Source organism: Ensifer aridi (genome assembly GCF_002078505.1).
In the GTDB taxonomy this organism is placed as follows: domain Bacteria; phylum Pseudomonadota; class Alphaproteobacteria; order Rhizobiales; family Rhizobiaceae; genus Sinorhizobium; species Sinorhizobium aridi.
This window is the reverse complement of sequence record NZ_LUAV01000014.1, coordinates 265,100-282,707: the sequence shown is the minus strand read 5'-3', so window position 1 is coordinate 282,707 and position 17,608 is coordinate 265,100. Positions and strand designations below refer to the sequence as shown.

Sequence of the window (17,608 nt, the reverse complement as noted above, 5' to 3'; positions counted from 1 at the left end):
CTTACAGCGACCTTTGCGCATCTGATAAGACGCGCGGCGCTATAGAAGAGGAACATCGATGAGCCGTCCCAGAATTCTCGTGCCCGGCAAGATCAATGAACGCGTGCTCGAACGCCTCCCGGAGATGTTCGACACGGTGAGGATCGAGCGTGCCGATGTGGCCCTGGTGACAGCGGAGATGGCCGACGTCGCCGGCATCGCCGTTTCCGGGCGCCTGCCGGTGGATCTGATGGATGCCTTCCCCAAGCTTGAAATCGTCGCCAATTTCGGCGTCGGCTATGATGGTGTCGACGTCGCGCGTGCCGCGGCGCGCGGCGTCGTCGTCACCAACACGCCGGATGTCTTGACCGAGGAAGTCGCCGACACCGCGATCGGCCTTCTCATCAATACCGTGCGCCTGCTGCCGCAGGCGGAGCAATGGCTGCGGCAGGGCCGCTGGATTCGTGACGGCGCCTTTCCGCTCTCGCCGCTGTCGCTCAGGGGCCGAAAGGTGGGGCTTTTCGGCCTGGGCAGGATTGGCCTCGCGATCGCCCGGAGGCTAGAAGCCTTTGGCCTTTCGATCGCCTATCACACGCGCACCCCGCGCGAGGGGCTCGCCTTTGCCTATCATCCAACCCTGCGGGGCTTGGCCGAGGCCGTTGATACGCTGATCGTCATCGTGCCGGGAACGCCGAGCACGCTGAAGGCGATCAATGCCGACGTTCTCGCCGCGCTCGGGTCCCAGGGCGTTCTGATCAATGTCGGCCGCGGCTCGACGGTGGACGAGGCAGCGCTTGTCGCAGCGCTTCAGAACGGCACCATCGCCGGCGCCGGCCTCGACGTCTTCGAGAACGAGCCGCACGTGCCGGAAGCGCTGCTCGCGCTTCCTAACGTTACGCTGCTGCCGCATGTCGCCTCTGCGTCGGTCGTTACCCGCAACGCCATGGCCGACCTCGTCGTCGACAATCTGAAAGCGTGGTTTTCGACCGGAGAGCCCCTCACACCCGTCGTCGAGACGCCGTTCCGGCGCGAGGGCCGATAGGGCGGCGTCTGGGCGCCTGCATTATTGGGTCTTGCTCTCCCGGTAAGCACGCACAGCATCGCCAAACGCCTTGAAGAGGGCGGCCGACGGGCCGTCGGTCCGGACCCAATATTCCGGATGCCATTGGACACCGACGGCGAAGGCCTTGGCGCCGATCACCGATACCGCTTCGATCGTTCCGTCGTCAGCAACGGCCTCGACGGCAAGGCTCGGCGCGGTGGCGGCGATCGCCTGGCGATGCAGCGAATTGACCCGGATCCGCCCGGCGCCAAGAACGGGGGCCAGGCAGCTTCCCTCCTTCACGACCACGTCCTGGCGAATGCCGTAGGCGACATCGAGATCCGGCACGTCCGGCTTGCGATGGTCCCAGATGCCCGGTTGCTCCTGAATCTCGGTCGCGAGCGTGCCTCCGAGCGCGACATTGAGTTCCTGTATGCCACGGCAGATGGCGAGCAGCGGGATGCCGCGGTCGAGCGCCCGGCGGATCAGCGGCAGGCTGGTTGCGTCGCGGTCCGGATCGAAGGGGCCGTCAGCCTCCGTCGCCTCTCTGCCGTAGAGCGACGGATGGACGTTGGAGCGGGCGCCGCTCGCCAGTACCCCGTCGACTCGGTCGAGGATTTCATCGGCGTCGTTGCCGGTTTCGAGCGCGGGAATGAGGAACGCCATGACGTCGCCGCCCTCGACCGCCGCGCGTACATATTGATTGGCAGCAACATGCCAGATATTGCCGTCGAATTCGCGAAAATCGCACGGAATGGCAACGACAGGTTTCGACATCGTCAGACTCCGGTTATCGTTGGGGAAAGCCTTGCCGTCAGAATCTCTTTAAAGTCAACTGCGGAGAAACGCGGGTTGTGCGCACCTCTGTTGTCGAAGGCGCGGGGCTTGGGAAAGGCAGGAATTCGCGAGCATTTCTTCAAGATCCGGTAACCATTTCGCAGGGAAATGCCTCGACGCTGGCGCAAACGCCTGACGCGCTGAAGTTGTATTATCGTCCCTCCCTATTGAAGGCACCTATTCTCGGCTGTAAGGTGCAGGCATTACTTGCGCTTCATGCAATGTTCGGTTGAGCTGCCGGCGCATACTACATCCCATCTGCCGGTTGTTCTGCGTTTCGGCTGATTTTACGCGATATTAGACGAAATCTTTCGTTAAACCCTCGATCCTAACAATCCGGCAAACCGGAGCTTAAGTTCATGACGCGCAATGAACGGGGCGCTCTTCCGACAGATATATACCTGTCGTTCGTAAGCTCGCTCTACCAACATCGCCGCACGTTGGTGATCGGCGTGCTGTCTCACGTCGTGACCTTTCTGCTCGTGTTCCTGAAGACCGCCGATGCGCTTTATCTTGGCTGCGCGGCAGCGGTCGTCGTTTTGTGGGTCCTGCGCAACCTCGACATGATCCGGTTCGACCGGCAGGATTTTTCCAATGCGGATCACGCGACGGTCAGGAAATGGGAGAACCGGTACATCGTCGGCGGCGTCGCAGTGACGCTGACCTGCGGCATCGCCTGCGGATATGCGATTGCCGTCACACGGGATCCCTTCGCCCAGCTCGCATGTATTTCGGTGACGCTCGCGTCGATGATTTCACTGGTGGGGCGCAATTACGGGTCGGAGCGGGCGGTGCTGTTGCTGTCGTCGTCGGCCTGCCTGCCGATGATGATCGGCGCCTTGTCCCTGGGCGATCCCTTCATGGCCGTGCTCGCGGTCCTGTTGTTGCCCTTCATCCTGTCGACCTGGGCGATGGCGAATAATGTGCGCGCCTTCCTGTACGAGAACGTGCTTGCTGCCCGCGACGAGAACGTGCTTGCCGCCCGGGAAATCAGGACGATCGCGGGACAATTCGACACTGCGCTCAACCATATGACGCACGGCCTCTTCATGCTCGACGGCGACAATTGCGTCGTGGTGGCGAATGAGCGTGCCTGCGAACTTCTCCGTCTCGGCAACAAGGCGGAGCTCAAGGGCCGCCACCTTGATGAAGTACTCGCGCGCGGTGCTCGCGGAATGGAGCTCGACCTCGAAAAGAGCGAGAACATCGCCGGCCAGGTCGATCTCCTTATCAAGGGGAAGCGTTCGCGCGCGCTCGTTTCGCTTGCGGAAGATCTCTTGCTGGAATTCTCGGCGAGCCGTCGGGAGAATGGCGAAATCGTGCTGATTTTCGAAGACGTGACAGCGCGGGTACAGGCAGAAAAGCAGATCCTGCAGATGGTGCGCTTCGACGCACTGACCGGACTGCCGAGCCGCGATTACTTTGCCGAGCTCACCCACAACGCAGTCGCCGCCGACGCCGCACATGATCGCGACATCGGTTTCTTGCTCATCGACGTGGCCGAATTCAAGCACGTCAACGACACGAAGGGCCATGTCATCGGCGACAAGCTGCTTCAGGCGATCGCCGATCGCCTGAAGAGCCTCGCGGCGAACGAAGCGATTGCGGCACGCTTGATGAGCGACGAATTCGTCGTATTTTTCCACAACAAGGCGGGCCGCTCCGATCTGGAGGAGCGGATTCGCGCTCTTCACGCGAATCTGCATGGCATCTATGTGGCCGGCGGCTTCACTTTCAACATGGCCATGAATGCCGGCTTCGTCGTCGTGAAGAGCCGCGATTTCCGCTTCGAGGAGCTGCAGATCAAGGCGGATTTGGCGCTAGCAGAGGCCAAGGCCCGCGACAACGGAGGCTGCACCGCCTTCGAGGGTGAAATGGAAGCGCGCTATCTCGATCGCCAAAAGCTCAAGAGCGATCTGCGCGCGGCGATCGGCGCGGGTGATCTCAGCGTCTCCTATCAACCGATGTTCACGCCTGACGGTTCGCGCGTCGAATGCTGCGAGGCCCTGGCGCGCTGGACCCACGCCGAGCGCGGGCCGGTGCCGCCCAACGTCTTCATCCAGCTCGCGGAGGAAATGGGGCTCGTCACAGAAGTGACGCGCTTCGTCCTCAGACAGGCTTGCCGCGACTGCCTGGATTGGCCGGGAGAGGTGGCGGTGTCCGTCAATCTGTCCGTTCTCGACCTTCGCGGCGACGAAATCGTCGCGATCGTGATTGAAGCCCTGGAGGAGACCGGTCTTGACCCGGCCCGCCTGCACCTTGAAATGACGGAAAGCTGCCTGATGGACGAACCGGAGAAGGTTCAGGCCGTCCTTCACGAGCTGCGCAAACGCGGCATGACGATTGCGATCGACGACTTCGGGACGGGTTATTCGAGCCTTAGCTATCTCGATGTGCTGCCGGTGAGCGTCATAAAGATCGACCGATCTTTCGTTCACAACATCCGCGAGGATTCGCGACGCTTCAAATTGCTGCTCGGCACGGTCAATCTCGCCCGCGCGCTTGAACTCAAGGCGGTCGTCGAGGGGGTGGAGACGACAGATCAGCTGCAGCTCATAAACGAGCACAATTGCGCCGATCTGATTCAGGGCTTTGTCTTCGCGGCTCCAATGTCGGCCTCGGCCGTGAGAACTCTTTGTGAGCAGGGGGTGCGCAAACAAACCGCAGCTATCTCCGCCGAGTTCATCGCCTGACGGCTCAATCCTGTTAACGGCGACCGCTTGCCGCTTGCTTTCCCTCCATCGATTATGCCGCAGCTTCGCGGGCGGGTTTTCGTTGCGAATGACCCGCGCATTGTGTATGCGGAGCTAAAGGATCGCTCGCGCGCCTGCGCGAAAGCGGCCCATGGGTGGATCAAGGCGGACCGCCGTCGGCGGTACCGCGGCATTCTGGAGAATTGGACGATGGCAGAGCATCAGTCGGGACCGGTCGAGACGGGCGCACCGATGGACTATTCCGAGCACGAGAAGACTTACACGCTCTTCATCAACGCAACGAAGTACGGCACGCTCTTCTGTGTGGCGTTGCTGATCGCCATGGCTGCCGCTTTCTTCACGACCATGGGCTTCTTCAGCTCTTTCGTGCTTTTCATTCTTCTCAACGTTGCCGGTTATTTCATGCTTCGCTAACCGGTATTCCCGATAGGTCCGTTCGAGGCGGGGGAGGAGGCTCCCCGTCTCGGTTGCCGCACCGGTCGGGCTTTTCCCTCACGGCGTGAGGAGCACTGTCGCGGCGGCGGATAAAGCTCCGCCTTCGAAGGAGGGAGTGCCTGCGGCTCACGGCGCCGCGGCATCAGGTGGACTAAGGTCGCTATGGCACTTTGAAGTGCTGCATGGTCTTTCCCTTGAATCGGCTCCGATTCGAGGAACCATGTGAGTAAGGGGTGGCGTGCCAGCGATCGCCCCGGCATCGAAGACAACGTCCGCAACCCAGCCTGACTGGTGCGGGCCAGGAGGGGGACTTGTGAGCGAGATTGTCTTTATCGCCAAGGAATCGGATCCGAACGAGGGGCGCGTTGCCGGTTCCGTCGAAAGCGTCAAGAAGCTGAAATCGTTGGGTTTCGACGTGGTCGTGGAAGCCGGTGCGGGTTTGCGTTCGCGCATGCTCGATGCCGAGTATGAGAAGGCCGGCGCCCGGATCGGCACGGCCGCCGACGCGAAGGGCGCCGATGTCATCCTCAAGGTCCGCCGACCGACGGAAGCGGAGATCGCCGGCTACAAATCCGGCGCGATCGTCATCGCCATCATGGATCCCTACGGCAACGAAGAGGCGATCGCCGCCATGGCCGGCGCGGGGCTCACCGCCTTCGCGATGGAACTGATGCCGCGCATCACCCGCGCCCAGTCGATGGACGTGCTCTCATCCCAAGCGAACCTCGCCGGTTATCAGGCGGTGATCGATGCGGCGCACGAATACGACCGGGCCCTGCCAATGATGATGACGGCGGCCGGCACCGTGCCGGCGGCCAAAGTCTTCGTCATGGGCGCCGGCGTCGCCGGATTGCAGGCGATCGCGACAGCGCGGCGCCTGGGGGCGATGGTGTCGGCCACTGACGTTCGCCCGGCGGCAAAAGAGCAGGTCGCCTCGCTCGGCGCCAAGTTCATCGCCGTTGAGGACGAGGAGTTCAAGGCGGCCGAGACCGCCGGCGGCTACGCCAAGGAAATGTCGAGGGACTATCAGGCGAAGCAGGCCGCGCTCGTCGCCGAGCACATCGGCAAGCAGGACATCGTCATCACCACGGCGCTGATTCCCGGCCGCCCGGCGCCGCGCCTCGTCACCCACGAGATGCTTCATTCCATGAAGCCCGGCTCGGTCGTTGTCGATCTCGCCGTCGAGCGCGGCGGCAATGTCGAAGGCGCGGAGGCCGGCAAGGTCACGGAGGTCGGCGGCGTCAAGGTTGTCGGACACCTGAACGTGCCGGGCCGCATCGCCGCCTCCGCCTCGCTGCTCTACGCCAAGAATCTCGTCACCTTCCTGGAGACGATGGTTTCCAAGGAGACGAAGACGCTCAAGCTCGACATGGAAGACGAGCTCGTCAAGGCGACGGCGCTGACCCACGGCGGGGCGGTGGTGCACCCGGCCTTCGGCGGCGCGAATCGGGGGGAGAAGTAAATGGCGAACGAACTTCTGGACAAGGCACTGACCGATCTCGAACGGGCGGTCGAGGCGGTTCGGACGGCGGCCGAATATGTGCCGGACGCGGCCGGAGCGGTGGCGCATGGCGCAACCGGCGGGGCGATCGATCCTTTCGTCTTTCGCCTGGCGATTTTCGTGCTGGCGATCTTCGTCGGCTATTACGTCGTCTGGTCGGTGACGCCGGCGCTGCACACGCCGCTGATGGCGGTTACCAACGCGATCTCCTCGGTGATCGTCGTAGGCGCGCTTTTGGCGGTCGGCATCTCCGCCTCGGGGCTCGCCACCGGCTTCGGCTTCGTCGCGCTGGTGCTCGCTTCGGTGAATATCTTCGGCGGCTTTCTCGTCACCCAGCGCATGCTCGCCATGTACAAAAAGAAAGACAAGTGAGGTCGGCCGATGAACGCTAATTTCGCAGCCTTCCTCTATCTCGTCTCCGGCGTGCTCTTCATCATGGCCCTTAGAGGCCTGTCGCATCCGACCACGAGCCGGAGGGGCAATGCCTATGGCATGACCGGCATGGCCATCGCCATCGTTACGACGCTTCTCCTGGCGCAGCCCTCGGTCGGCGGCTTCCTCTTGATCGTGCTTGGCCTCGCTGTTGGCGGCGGCGTCGGCGCCTATATAGCCAAGCGCATCCCGATGACGGCGATGCCGCAGCTCGTCGCCGGTTTCCACTCGCTCGTCGGTCTGGCCGCGGTGCTGGTCGCCGCCGGCGCGCTCTATGCGCCGTCCTCCTTCGGCATCGGCGAGGTCGGCTCGATCCATGCCCAGGCGCTCGTCGAGATGGCTCTCGGCGTGTCGATCGGCGCGATCACCTTCACCGGTTCGGTCATCGCCTTCCTGAAGCTCGACGGTCGCATGTCGGGCAAACCGATCCTGCTGCCCTATCGCCATCTGATCAATCTGATGCTCGGAGCCCTTGTCGTCTTCTTCATCATCGGGCTGGCGCTGACGGAGAGCCATTTCAATTTCTGGGCGATCGTGCTCCTGTCGCTAGCGCTCGGCGTCCTGATGATCATCCCGATCGGCGGCGCCGACATGCCGGTGGTGGTGTCGATGCTCAACTCCTATTCCGGCTGGGCGGCCGCCGGCATCGGCTTCACGCTCGGCAACTTGGCGCTGATCATCACCGGGGCGCTGGTCGGCTCCTCGGGTGCGATCCTCTCCTACATCATGTGCAAGGGCATGAACCGGTCCTTCATCTCGGTCATTCTCGGCGGTTTCGGCGGCGAGACGGCGATCGCCGGCGGCGACGGCGGCGTGCAGAAAACCGTGAAGCAGGGCTCGGCCGACGATGCCGCCTTCCTAATGCAGAACGCCTCGAAGGTGATCATCGTGCCCGGCTACGGCATGGCGGTGGCACAGGCACAGCATGCGCTTCGGGAGATGGGTGACAAGCTCAAGGAGGCGGGCGTCGAGGTCAAATACGCCATCCATCCGGTCGCCGGCCGCATGCCGGGGCATATGAACGTGCTCTTGGCGGAAGCGAATGTGCCCTATGACGAGGTGTTCGAGCTTGAGGACATCAACTCGGAATTCGCCCAAGCGGACGTCGCCTATGTCATCGGCGCCAACGACGTCACCAACCCAGCTGCGCGCGACGACAAGACCTCGCCGATCTACGGCATGCCGATCCTCGACGTCGACAAGGCCAAGACCTGCCTGTTCGTCAAGCGCTCGCTCGGCTCCGGCTATGCCGGCATCGACAACACGCTGTTCTACAAGGACGGCACGATGATGCTGCTCGGCGACGCCAAGAAGGTGACCGAGGAAATCGTCAAGGCGATCAATCACTGAGGACACTTTTGCTACCGAGCTGAATGCCCGCCTCGTACAGCGCCGTGCGTCTTTTCAGACGCACAAAGGACGCTGTAGCACTTTAAATGCATGTTTTTGTCCTTGAATCGGGTACGATTCAAGGAAACATGCAGTGAGGCGGGCATTTGCGTAATTGGCGGACGAACAGTGTCGGGTCCAATTTGGTCACGCGCTCAGCCGGGGTGGATGTCCGGATCCCAGGTGAAGAGCTCCTTCGCTTTAGCGACGCCGCGAAGCGCGAAGCGCCCGAGCGACACGGCATTGGCGCGATGCGCGGCCGGCGAAGCCTCGATGAATTCCGAAGACATGATGACGTGCCGTTCCATCGAGCGACACATCGAGACGATGCGGCTCACCTCGTTGACGGCGGGGCCGACAACGGTGAAATCGAGTCGGCTCTGGCTGCCGATGTTTCCGTAGAAAACCTCGCCGATATGCAGCCCGAGATAGACGTCGGTGGTCGGCTCTCCCTTCTCGAGCCGTCGCGTGTTCAGGTCGGCGAGCATGATGCGCAGTTGCCGCTCGGCGGCGATCGCCGCACTGCAGGCGTCGGCCGGTTTGCGGCCGTTGAAGATGGCGAGGACACCATCGCCGATCAGCTTCAGCACGCTGCCGCCGTGCTCCTCGATCGCTCTGATCACCGTGCCGGTATACTCGTTGAGGAACGGAATGACCTCTTCCGGCGCGACACTCTCGGCGATGCGCGTGTAGTTGAGCAGATCGGAGAACCACATGACCGCCTCGATGCGCTCGGCCGCCCCCCGTTCGATGCTGCCCTCGACGACCCGTCTGCCAGCATCATGGCCGAGGTAAACGTCTGCGAGGGTGCCGATGATGCGCACGCATGAGGCCGCCTTCACGGCGAGCGCAAGCGTCGGCAACAGCGTTCGGAGCGCGTAGAAGTCCTCGTCGTTGAAGCCTCCACGTCTTTTCGTCGTCCAGTAAGAATAGAAACAATCCATCTGTCCGACGCGGCCGCGGTCGGTGAAGTGATGGATGAAACCGACGCAGTCGGTATGCCCTTCGGCCTTCAGCTTGTCGAACATGGTGAAGGGGACATGCGGCTCCTGTGCAAGGCGGACGCGGCGTTCGGTTTCGTTTTCCTGGAGCATGTGGAAGAAGATCGAGCGCTGCCAGTTCTCCTGGGCCTCGCCGCCGCTCGTCGATCCGTAGTGCACGACGTCCGGCACTTCATCGCTTTCGCTGTTCCACTGGAAGGCGCGGCCTTCGAATTCCGGGTGGAGCGTGTCGATCAGGCCGAGGGCGCGGTCGATGTGGATACCTGCTGCGCGGCACTGATCGCAGAAACCTGCGAGGAGGTCCTGTTCCTTGAGGCCGCGAATTCCCTCCTCCGACATCCACAGAACGATGTTGCGGATTACCTGATCCTTCATCCGAGTTCCCGTTGACCTGTCGCGCCGGTTCCACCGACGACCGATAGCACAGTGGCGCGCCTTGCCCCGGCGCGCAAGTCGCCTGGTCTTCATGTCGAGGAACAAGAGGTTCGCAGCAGGGGAGGGGTGAAAGGCCTCGGGGGCCTCTCCGCTATTTACGTGGTCAACCTGCCGGCGCCAGAACCAGATGATCGATACCGAGGGCGACGTTCAGGCCTTCCTGAACCTGGACATTGACCGGCTGCAGCATGAAGGCCTTGTTCGTGCCGCCGGCAATAACCTTTGCTCCACCGCCGACGGCAAAGCTCGCATCGGCGCCGACGCCGACATATTCTCCAGCCAAGGCATATTCGGTCAGCGGCGTGCCGGTTTTCGCCAGCACATCCCAGATCATGACGGTTTTGCCGGTGGCGCCGATATCGATGCCGATTTTGGTGATCGTGCCGGCATAGACGGCTCCGGGCGAACCATCGGCCGGCCTGAAGGTGCACATGAGGTTCTTGGTGGAGGTGACGATGAGCCCGGTGCCGCCTTCAGAGCCGCAGGTGAGGCGGCCGAGCGTCACGTAGCTTTGGGCAGAGGCAGCGCCGGAAAGGGCCGCAAGGGTGACTGCCGCAATGAAGGTTCGTTTGAACATCGCTCAGATCTCCGTGTTGAAGGTCCATGGTCTAACCGATCGAGCGTGGGATGGTTCCGTGCCCTGATCTACAGCGCCGTGCGTCTGTCAGACGCACAAAGAACGCCGTAGCGCTTGGGTTGCTGCGTGTCTTTGTCCTTAAATCGGCTACGATTCAAGGAAACATGCAGTAGCGAAGACTGAGACAAATGTCGGATCGCCGAAACGAAAACGCCCGCGGCAGTTGCCGCGGGCGTCCCAAATCGAATGGAGCGTGGCGTCAGGAGGTCGCCTTGACGCGGGCAAGGCCCGCGCGCGCCGGCTCGTATTTGGGATCGAGCGAAAGCGCGTGCGAATAGGACTTCGAAGCCTTGGCCCTTTCGCCGCGGCGCTCGTAGACCAGTGCCTGGTTTGCCCAGGACTCGGCCAGCTTGCCGTTGAGATTGATAGCCGTGTTGAAATCCGAGAAGGCGTTGTCGTCGTCGCCCTGGGCAACATAGGAAATGCCGCGCCCATTATAGGGTTCGGGCGAGCTCGGCGACAGCGAAATCGCCTTCGAGAAATCCTCGATCGCCTCGCCGTGCTGGTTGCGCGCCTGATAGATCAGGCCGCGATTGTGATAGGCGCGGGGATCGGTGGTGTCGAGCTCGATCGCCTTGTTGAAGTCGTTGAAAGCGGCATCGAGCTGGCCCGCCTGCCGATAGAGATTGCCGCGACCGATATAGGCGACGTCGTAGGTCGGACTGATCTGCAGCGCCGCATTGTAGTCGGCGAGAGCGGCTTGCTGGTTGCCCATGTTGCGCTGGACGAGCGCGCGGTTGGCATAGGCCTGGAAGAAGCGCGGATTCAGTCGGATCGCCTCGTCGAAATCGGCGAGCGCGCGGCGGAATTCCCCGGCGCGTCCGTAAGCCGAGCCGCGCACGTTGTAGCCTTCCGGGTCGCTCGGATTGGAGGCAATGACGCTTGAGAGCGAGGCGATGTTCTCTTCCGAGCCCTGCGCCCGTTCGACGCGAAACATCGATTCGGAATTGTCGGTCTGGCAGCCTGCAAGAAGCAGGGCAGAGCCGAGCATGAGAAAGGCGGCAAGCTTCGGCTTGCGCTGGTGGCGGCGGTTCGCCTCTTGGATGGTGTGACCGGAGACGTCCGCAGTCATGGCAGCAAGTGTCAAAGTCGATCCCTCAATGCGACAAGGTCCCGAAAGCCAATGGCTTTCCGTTTACGGAGACCAGCGAAGGCGCGGGCTCCACCCGGGCATCAGCGCCTCCGGCGATCCGGCCGGCGCTCCCGTTCGAGCGGCTGACCGTCGAACTCACACGGTCACGCTAGACCGACGACGGACAGGGTGTCCATATCGAAAAAAAAGCGGCGGCGATACCTCGCCCCCGCCATTTACATTGGAAAGCGTCGAAAAAACGACAATCAGCGGGCCAGAAGGCCTTCACGCTGTGCGCGCTTGCGAGCCAGCTTGCGGACGCGGCGGACGGCTTCAGCCTTTTCGCGCGCACGCTTCTGGGACGGCTTTTCGTAGAAGTCACGCATCTTCATTTCGCGGAAAATGCCTTCGCGCTGCATCTTCTTCTTGAGAGCGCGGAGCGCCTGGTCGACATTGTTATCGCGGACAAGTACCTGCACGTGAATCCCGTTCCTTTGTTCGAGTTGTAAAGCCTCACCATCAGGTTTGGGGAGGCAATAAATCTGCGTTCGCTGAGCTGAAAGCTCTACGATTAAAGGAGCGGATACCAGATCAGGGGCCGAAAGTCCAGCGGCGAGATCGTAGCTCTCGGGAAAAATGCGCCACAGCTGGGGCAAAAAAAGGCAAGCCGCGCGCTCGCACACTTGTCGCACTTAGTCGGCCATGTCGCAAGTCCGCGCAAGTCCGCCGGATCGCGTCGCAAAAGAAACGTTGCGTGGGCCTCGGATTTGCGATTTCTAACGCCAACAGAACATCTATCGAGGTTCATGGAGTAGCAGGCGGATGCGCAAATATTCTGTTTTTGCCGTGGCGCGCGAGGCGCTGCGCGGCCACAAGGGCTGGGGACCTCATTGGGCCTCGCCGGAGCCGCGCCAGCAATATGATGTGATCATCATCGGCGGCGGCGGCCATGGCCTCGGCGCCGCCTATTATCTCGCGAAGGAGCACGGCATCACCAATGTCGCCGTGCTCGAAAAGGGCTGGATCGGCGGCGGCAATACCGGCCGCAACACGACGATCATCCGGTCCAACTATCTGTATGAAGAGAGCATGGACATCTACGAGCATTCGCTGAAGCTCTGGGAAAACCTGTCGCAGGACCTGAACTACAACGTGATGTATTCGCCGCGCGGCGTCATGATGCTGTCGCACAACATCCATGACCAGCAGTCGTTCAAGCGGCACATCAACGCCAACCGGCTCTACGGCATCGACAATGAATGGCTGACGCCGGAGGAGGCCAAGGCCTATTGCCCGCCGCTCGACATTTCGAAGACCGCCCGCTATCCGATCAACGGTGCAGCACTTCAGCGCCGTGGCGGCACGGCGCGCCATGATGCGGTCGCCTGGGGCTATGCGCGCGCCGCCTCCGACCGCGGCGTCCACATCATCCAGAATTGCGAAGTGACCGGCATTCGCCGCGACGAAACCGGCCGTGTGACCGGCGTCGACACCAATCGCGGCTTCATCGGCGCGAAGAAGGTCGGTATTTCCGCAGCCGGCCATAGTTCGGTACTGATGCAGATGGCGGACGTGCGCGTGCCGCTGCAGAGCCAGCCGCTGCAGGCGCTCGTCTCCGAGCCGCTGAAGCCGATCTTCCCCTGCGTGGTGATGTCGAATTCGGTGCACGCCTATATCTCGCAGTCCGACAAGGGCGAATTCGTCATCGGCGCCGGTACCGACCAGTACAATTCCTATTCGCAGACCGGCGGCCTGCAGATCATCACCCATACGCTTGACGCGATCTGCGAGCTCTTTCCGATGTTCCGCCGCGTCAAGATGATGCGGCAATGGGGCGGCATCGTCGACGTGACACAGGACCGTTCGCCGATCCAAGGCGTGACACCCGTGCCCGGGCTCTATCTCAATGCCGGCTGGGGAACGGGCGGCTTCAAGGCGACCCCGGGCTCGGCCAATCTCTTTGCCTATCTCATCGCACGCGGGGAGCCGCATAGGCTCGCTGCGGGGCTGACGCTCGAGCGCTTCCGCACCGGGCGGCTCATCGACGAGGCGGCCGCCGCCGCCGTTGCGCATTGATGCGAGGACTTTCCAGATGCTTCTGATTTACTGCCCCTACTGCGAGGAAGAGCGCTCCGAGCTCGAGTTCCGCAACGGCGGCGATGCTCACATCGCCCGTCCGACCAATATCGCCGAGATCAGCGACGAAGAATTCGAGGCCTATTTCTTCCTGCGCGACAATCCGAAGGGTGTGATTTACGAAAGATGGCGGCATATCCATGGCTGCGGCCGCTTCTTCAACGCGGCGCGCGACACCGTCAGCGACCGGTTCATTACCACCTACAAGGCCGGCGAGCCGAAGCCCGATCTCGACGTCGAGCCGAAGACGCCTGAGACGGTCGAAACCTACGAGGCCCTGGAAGGAGCAGCGCAATGACTGGGGTCAATCGTATTTCGGGTGCCGGGCGCCTGACGCCCGCGCGCACCGCGCGCTTCACCTTTGACGGCCGGACGCTCACGGCGCTCGAGGGCGATACGGTCGCGTCAGCGCTGATTGCCAATGACATCCATCTCGTTGGCCGTTCGTTCAAGTATCACCGTCCGCGCGGCATTCTGTCCGCCGGCGCCGAGGAGCCGAATGCGTTGCTCGACGTCTCGCGCGATGCGGCCCGCCGGCAGCCGAACGTGCGGGCCACCGTCCAGGAGGTCTTCGACGGCATGAAGGTGTCGTCGCAGAACCGCTGGCCCTCGCTCGCCTTCGATGTCGGTGGGTTCAACGATCTCCTGTCACCTTTCTTCGCGGCCGGTTTCTACTACAAGACCTTCATGTGGCCGAAAGCCGCGTGGCACAAGCTCTACGAACCCTTCATCCGCCGCGCCGCCGGCCTTGGCGTTGCGCCGACGGAGCCCGATCCGGATCATTATGCGAGCCGTTACGTCCATTGCGACGTGCTGGTGATCGGCGCCGGCGTCGCCGGTCTCGCGGCCGCGCTTGCGGCGGCGAAGGCCGGCGCGAAGGTGATCCTGTGCGACGAACAGCCGGAGGTCGGCGGGGCGCTGCATTACGACAGCGGCACCGTCATCGACGGCAAGCCCGGTTACGACTGGGCGCAGGCGACCGGCCGGGCGCTTGCCGCCATGGGCAATGTGACGCTGCTCACCCGCACGACGGCATTTGGCTACTACAATCACAATTTCGTCGGCCTGGTGGAGCGCGTGACGGATCATCTCGCCGCCGTCGACAAGACGCTTCCGCGAGAGCGGGTTTGGCAGGTGCGGGCGAAGAAGGTCATCCTCGCCAATGGCGCCATCGAGCGCCATATGGTGTTCGCCAACAATGATCGCCCGGGCATCATGCTGGCCTCGGCGGCTCGCACCTATCTCAATCACTTCGGCGTCGCAGTCGGCAAGAAGGTCGGCGTCTATGCGGCGCATGATTCGGCCTACGAGGCGGCCTTTGACCTCAAGAGGGCTGGCGTCGCCGTGGCAGCGATCGTCGATTGCCGCGAGAGGCCGGGAGATGCGGTGCTGGCGCAAGCGCGTGAGCTAGGTATCGAGGTGCTGGCCGCTCACTCGGTCGTCAACACCACCGGCAAGCTCCGGATCACCTCGATCAATGTCGCGCGCAACGGCGGCGGCACGACGCGCAAGATCGCCGTCGATGCGCTGCTCGTCTCGGCGGGCTGGACGCCATCGGTGCACCTCTTCTCTCAATCGCGCGGCAAGGTGAAGTTCGACGCCGCGACCGAGCGCTTCCTTCCCGGCACCTACGCCCAGGAGTGCCTCTCCGTCGGCGCCTGCAATGGCACCGACGATCTGCAGGCGACGATCGATGAGGCGCTTGCCGCCGGCGAACTGGCGGCTCGTGCCGCCGGCGCCGAAGGCGGTGCACAGGTCGCTCTCACCGGCCGGAACGCTTTCGATTGGACGGGCGGCATGCATGGAGCGGCCGAAGGCGCGGGGGCGGACACGACCGTGAAGGCCTTCATCGATTTCCAGCACGACGTCTGCGCCAAGGACATCCGCCTTGCCGTGCGCGAGGGGATGCACTCGATCGAGCACATCAAGCGCTTCACCACCAACGGCATGGCCTCCGACCAGGGCAAGCTTTCCAACATGCATGGTCTCGCGATCGCGGCGGAAGCGCTCGGCAAGGAAATCCCGGCAGTGGGTCTCACGACCTTCCGCCAGCCCTATACGCCGGTGACCTTCGGCGCGATCGTCAGCCACTCGCGCGGCAGCCTCTTCGATCCGGCGCGCAAAACGCCGATCCATGCCTGGGAGGAGGCGCACGGCGCCGAGTTCGAGGACGTCGGCAACTGGAAGCGCGCCTGGTTCTATCCGAAGGCAGGCGAGAACATGCATGAGGCGGTCGCGCGCGAGTGCAGGACCGTTCGCGAGGTGGCAGGCGTCTTCGACGCATCGACGCTCGGCAAGATCGAGGTGGTAGGCCCGGATGCGGCGAAGTTCCTGAACCTCATGTACACCAATGCCTGGGACAATCTGAAGCCCGGCCGCTGCCGCTACGGCATCATGCTGCGCGATGACGGCTTCATCTACGATGACGGCGTTGTCGGCCGTCTTGCGGAGGACCGCTTCCATGTCACGACCACGACGGGCGGTGCGCCGCGCGTCCTGCACCACATGGAAGACTATCTCCAGACGGAGTTCCCGCATCTGAACGTCTGGCTCACCTCGACGACCGAGCAATGGGCGGTCATCGCGGTGCAGGGGCCGAAGGCGCGCGAGATCATCGCGCCGCTCGTCGAGGGCATCGATCTCTCCAACGAGGCCTTCCCGCATATGAGCGTCGCCGAAGGGCGGATCTGCGGCGTGCCGACCCGGCTCTTCCGCATGTCCTTCACCGGTGAGCTCGGCTTCGAGGTCAACGTCCCGGCGGACTACGGCCAGGCGGTATGGGAGGCGATCTGGGCGCGAGCCGAGCCGATGGGCGCCTGCGCCTACGGCACCGAGACCATGCACGTGCTGCGCGCCGAAAAGGGCTACATCATCGTCGGCCAGGACACGGACGGTACCGTGACCCCGGACGATGCCGGGCTCAACTGGGCGGTCTCGAAGAAGAAGCCGGACTTCGTCGGCATTCGCGGCATGCGGCGGCCCGATCTCGTTAAGGACGGCCGCAAGCAGCTTGTCGGGCTCCTCACCAAGGATCCGAAGGTTGTACTGGAAGAAGGCGCGCAGATCGTCGCCGATCCGAACGAACCGAAGCCAATGACCATGCTAGGCCACGTGACCTCGTCCTACTGGTCGCCAAATTGTGGTCGATCGATCGCGCTGGCCGTCGTCGCTGGCGGACGGGCGCGCCTCGGTGAGACGCTCTACGTGCCGATGGCCGACCGGACGATCGCCGTCGAGGTGAGCGACATGGTATTCTTTGACAAGGAAGGAGGTCGCCTCCATGGCTGACCAGGCAATCGCATCCCGCAAAGCTCCGCTCGCCGGCCGCCGCGGCGGCTCGCCCGCGGCGATCCTCACGCCCGCGGAACCGGCCTCGCGGATCTCGGTGCGCGCCGCGGCCGACGCAGTTGCCGGTCTGTCGGCCGCGCTCGGCGTTACCCTGCCCGTGCGGCCGAAGACGTCCGCTTCGAGCGGCCGGCGCCATGCGCTTTGGCTCGGTCCCGGCGAGTGGCTGGTGATCGACGAGGACGGCGCCGACCTGATGGCCGCGGCCGCATCGAGCGGGACCGTGCACTCGGCCGTCGACGTCTCTCATCGCAACACCGCTGTCATCGTCAGCGGACCGGGCGCGGAAGTGGCGATCAACAGCGGCTGCCCACAGGATCTGTCGCTTGCTCTCTTCCCGGTCGGCGCATGCTCGCGCACAATCTTCGGTAAGGCGGAAATCGTCCTCCTCCGCACCGCAGAGGATACGTTCCGCGTCGAATGCTGGCGGTCGTTCTCGCCCTTCGTCTTCGGCCTGTTGTCCGAAGGCGCCGAAGACGCGGGGCATTGAGAGAAAGCGCTCACTTCAATCGGAAGCGGCGGAGTGATCTGCTCGTCCTTCAATTTCTGTCGATCGACCAGAAATCATGACGTGACCATAAGTTGCAGCGGGGTGGGCGGAAAACCGCACACGCTCATCCCGCTCTCCGGTCCCTATCGTTGGCCGTTCTTCA

The 17,608-nt window shown here is 63.0% G+C and carries 15 protein-coding genes; 10 read left to right on the top strand and 5 right to left on the bottom strand.

What is annotated here, in order from left to right; all coding sequences use genetic code 11:
• Positions 1 to 58 precede the first annotated feature (58 nt).
• On the top strand, positions 59 to 1,021 hold the full coding sequence (locus AYK65_RS14555) for a 2-hydroxyacid dehydrogenase (RefSeq protein WP_046116527.1): 963 nt from the start codon (positions 59 to 61) through the stop codon (positions 1,019 to 1,021).
• Positions 1,022 to 1,042: 21 nt separating this feature from the next.
• On the opposite strand, the gene AYK65_RS14550 is transcribed toward AYK65_RS14555, so the two are convergent.
• The gene (locus tag AYK65_RS14550) at positions 1,043 to 1,798 is read right to left on the bottom strand and encodes a gamma-glutamyl-gamma-aminobutyrate hydrolase family protein (protein ID WP_081158829.1); all 756 of its coding nucleotides are present in this window, start codon (positions 1,796 to 1,798) and stop codon (positions 1,043 to 1,045) included.
• A gap of 419 nt (positions 1,799 to 2,217) precedes the next feature.
• Here AYK65_RS14550 and AYK65_RS14545 point away from each other — a divergent pair, with 419 nt between their 5' ends.
• From AYK65_RS14545 to AYK65_RS14525, 5 genes are all read left to right on the top strand, one after another.
• Positions 2,218 to 4,551 carry a putative bifunctional diguanylate cyclase/phosphodiesterase gene (locus AYK65_RS14545; protein WP_046116525.1) on the top strand — a complete coding sequence of 778 codons (2,334 nt, stop codon included), beginning with the start codon at positions 2,218 to 2,220 and terminating at the stop codon, positions 4,549 to 4,551.
• Between the two features lie 210 nt (positions 4,552 to 4,761).
• The gene (locus tag AYK65_RS14540) at positions 4,762 to 4,986 is read left to right on the top strand and encodes an aa3-type cytochrome c oxidase subunit IV (RefSeq protein WP_081158890.1); all 225 of its coding nucleotides are present in this window, start codon (positions 4,762 to 4,764) and stop codon (positions 4,984 to 4,986) included.
• A gap of 334 nt (positions 4,987 to 5,320) precedes the next feature.
• The gene (locus tag AYK65_RS14535) at positions 5,321 to 6,469 is read left to right on the top strand and encodes a Re/Si-specific NAD(P)(+) transhydrogenase subunit alpha (RefSeq protein WP_081158827.1); all 1,149 of its coding nucleotides are present in this window, start codon (positions 5,321 to 5,323) and stop codon (positions 6,467 to 6,469) included.
• Positions 6,470 to 6,880: an NAD(P) transhydrogenase subunit alpha part 2 gene (locus tag AYK65_RS14530; protein ID WP_012709410.1), complete on the top strand. Its 411-nt coding sequence runs from the start codon at positions 6,470 to 6,472 to the stop codon at positions 6,878 to 6,880. It abuts the gene before it with no gap.
• Positions 6,881 to 6,889: 9 nt separating this feature from the next.
• Complete coding sequence (locus AYK65_RS14525; RefSeq protein WP_081158825.1) at positions 6,890 to 8,290, top strand: NAD(P)(+) transhydrogenase (Re/Si-specific) subunit beta; 1,401 nt, start codon at positions 6,890 to 6,892, stop codon at positions 8,288 to 8,290.
• A gap of 194 nt (positions 8,291 to 8,484) precedes the next feature.
• On the opposite strand, the gene AYK65_RS14520 is transcribed toward AYK65_RS14525, so the two are convergent.
• From AYK65_RS14520 to rpsU, 4 genes are all read right to left on the bottom strand, one after another.
• A complete protein-coding gene (locus tag AYK65_RS14520; protein WP_026616199.1) occupies positions 8,485 to 9,705 on the bottom strand; it encodes an adenylate/guanylate cyclase domain-containing protein in 1,221 nt (406 codons plus the stop codon).
• Between the two features lie 163 nt (positions 9,706 to 9,868).
• A complete protein-coding gene (locus tag AYK65_RS14515) occupies positions 9,869 to 10,342 on the bottom strand; it encodes a DUF992 domain-containing protein (RefSeq protein WP_046116522.1) in 474 nt (157 codons plus the stop codon).
• Between the two features lie 259 nt (positions 10,343 to 10,601).
• Entirely contained in the window at positions 10,602 to 11,489 is an 888-nt protein-coding gene (locus tag AYK65_RS14510; RefSeq protein WP_034885691.1) for a tetratricopeptide repeat protein, read from the bottom strand.
• A gap of 251 nt (positions 11,490 to 11,740) precedes the next feature.
• Complete coding sequence (rpsU, locus tag AYK65_RS14505) at positions 11,741 to 11,953, bottom strand: 30S ribosomal protein S21 (RefSeq protein WP_012709405.1); 213 nt, start codon at positions 11,951 to 11,953, stop codon at positions 11,741 to 11,743.
• A gap of 343 nt (positions 11,954 to 12,296) precedes the next feature.
• Between rpsU and AYK65_RS14500 the strand changes: the two genes are divergently transcribed.
• Genes AYK65_RS14500 through soxG form a run of 4 tightly spaced genes read left to right on the top strand, consistent with a single transcriptional unit; the run spans position 12,297 to position 17,445 of the window.
• On the top strand, positions 12,297 to 13,550 hold the full coding sequence (locus tag AYK65_RS14500; protein ID WP_026616202.1) for a sarcosine oxidase subunit beta family protein: 1,254 nt from the start codon (positions 12,297 to 12,299) through the stop codon (positions 13,548 to 13,550).
• Between the two features lie 16 nt (positions 13,551 to 13,566).
• Positions 13,567 to 13,908: a sarcosine oxidase subunit delta gene (locus tag AYK65_RS14495; RefSeq protein WP_026616203.1), complete on the top strand. Its 342-nt coding sequence runs from the start codon at positions 13,567 to 13,569 to the stop codon at positions 13,906 to 13,908.
• Positions 13,905 to 16,898 (top strand): sarcosine oxidase subunit alpha, encoded by a 2,994-nt coding sequence (locus AYK65_RS14490; protein ID WP_081158824.1) that lies wholly within the window; start codon positions 13,905 to 13,907, stop codon positions 16,896 to 16,898. Before AYK65_RS14495 ends, AYK65_RS14490 begins: the two co-directional genes overlap by 4 nt.
• On the top strand, positions 16,891 to 17,445 hold the full coding sequence (soxG, locus tag AYK65_RS14485; protein ID WP_046116520.1) for a sarcosine oxidase subunit gamma family protein: 555 nt from the start codon (positions 16,891 to 16,893) through the stop codon (positions 17,443 to 17,445). The genes AYK65_RS14490 and soxG overlap by 8 nt, the downstream gene beginning before the upstream one ends.
• Positions 17,446 to 17,608: the final 163 nt, after the last annotated feature.

Excerpts from the sequence above, each read along its gene's own strand:
- AYK65_RS14555 (WP_046116527.1), top strand. The coding sequence starts at position 59 with ATGAGCCGTCCCAGAATTCTCGTGCCCGGCAAGATCAATGAACGCGTG.
- AYK65_RS14550 (WP_081158829.1), bottom strand. The coding sequence starts at position 1,798 with ATGTCGAAACCTGTCGTTGCCATTCCGTGCGATTTTCGCGAATTCGAC.
- AYK65_RS14545 (WP_046116525.1), top strand. The coding sequence starts at position 2,218 with ATGACGCGCAATGAACGGGGCGCTCTTCCGACAGATATATACCTGTCG.
- AYK65_RS14540 (WP_081158890.1), top strand. The coding sequence starts at position 4,762 with ATGGCAGAGCATCAGTCGGGACCGGTCGAGACGGGCGCACCGATGGAC.
- AYK65_RS14530 (WP_012709410.1), top strand. The coding sequence starts at position 6,470 with ATGGCGAACGAACTTCTGGACAAGGCACTGACCGATCTCGAACGGGCG.
- AYK65_RS14525 (WP_081158825.1), top strand. The coding sequence starts at position 6,890 with ATGAACGCTAATTTCGCAGCCTTCCTCTATCTCGTCTCCGGCGTGCTC.
- AYK65_RS14520 (WP_026616199.1), bottom strand. The coding sequence starts at position 9,705 with ATGAAGGATCAGGTAATCCGCAACATCGTTCTGTGGATGTCGGAGGAG.
- AYK65_RS14515 (WP_046116522.1), bottom strand. The coding sequence starts at position 10,342 with ATGTTCAAACGAACCTTCATTGCGGCAGTCACCCTTGCGGCCCTTTCC.
- AYK65_RS14500 (WP_026616202.1), top strand. The coding sequence starts at position 12,297 with ATGCGCAAATATTCTGTTTTTGCCGTGGCGCGCGAGGCGCTGCGCGGC.
- AYK65_RS14495 (WP_026616203.1), top strand. The coding sequence starts at position 13,567 with ATGCTTCTGATTTACTGCCCCTACTGCGAGGAAGAGCGCTCCGAGCTC.
- AYK65_RS14490 (WP_081158824.1), top strand. The coding sequence starts at position 13,905 with ATGACTGGGGTCAATCGTATTTCGGGTGCCGGGCGCCTGACGCCCGCG.
- soxG (WP_046116520.1), top strand. The coding sequence starts at position 16,891 with ATGGCTGACCAGGCAATCGCATCCCGCAAAGCTCCGCTCGCCGGCCGC.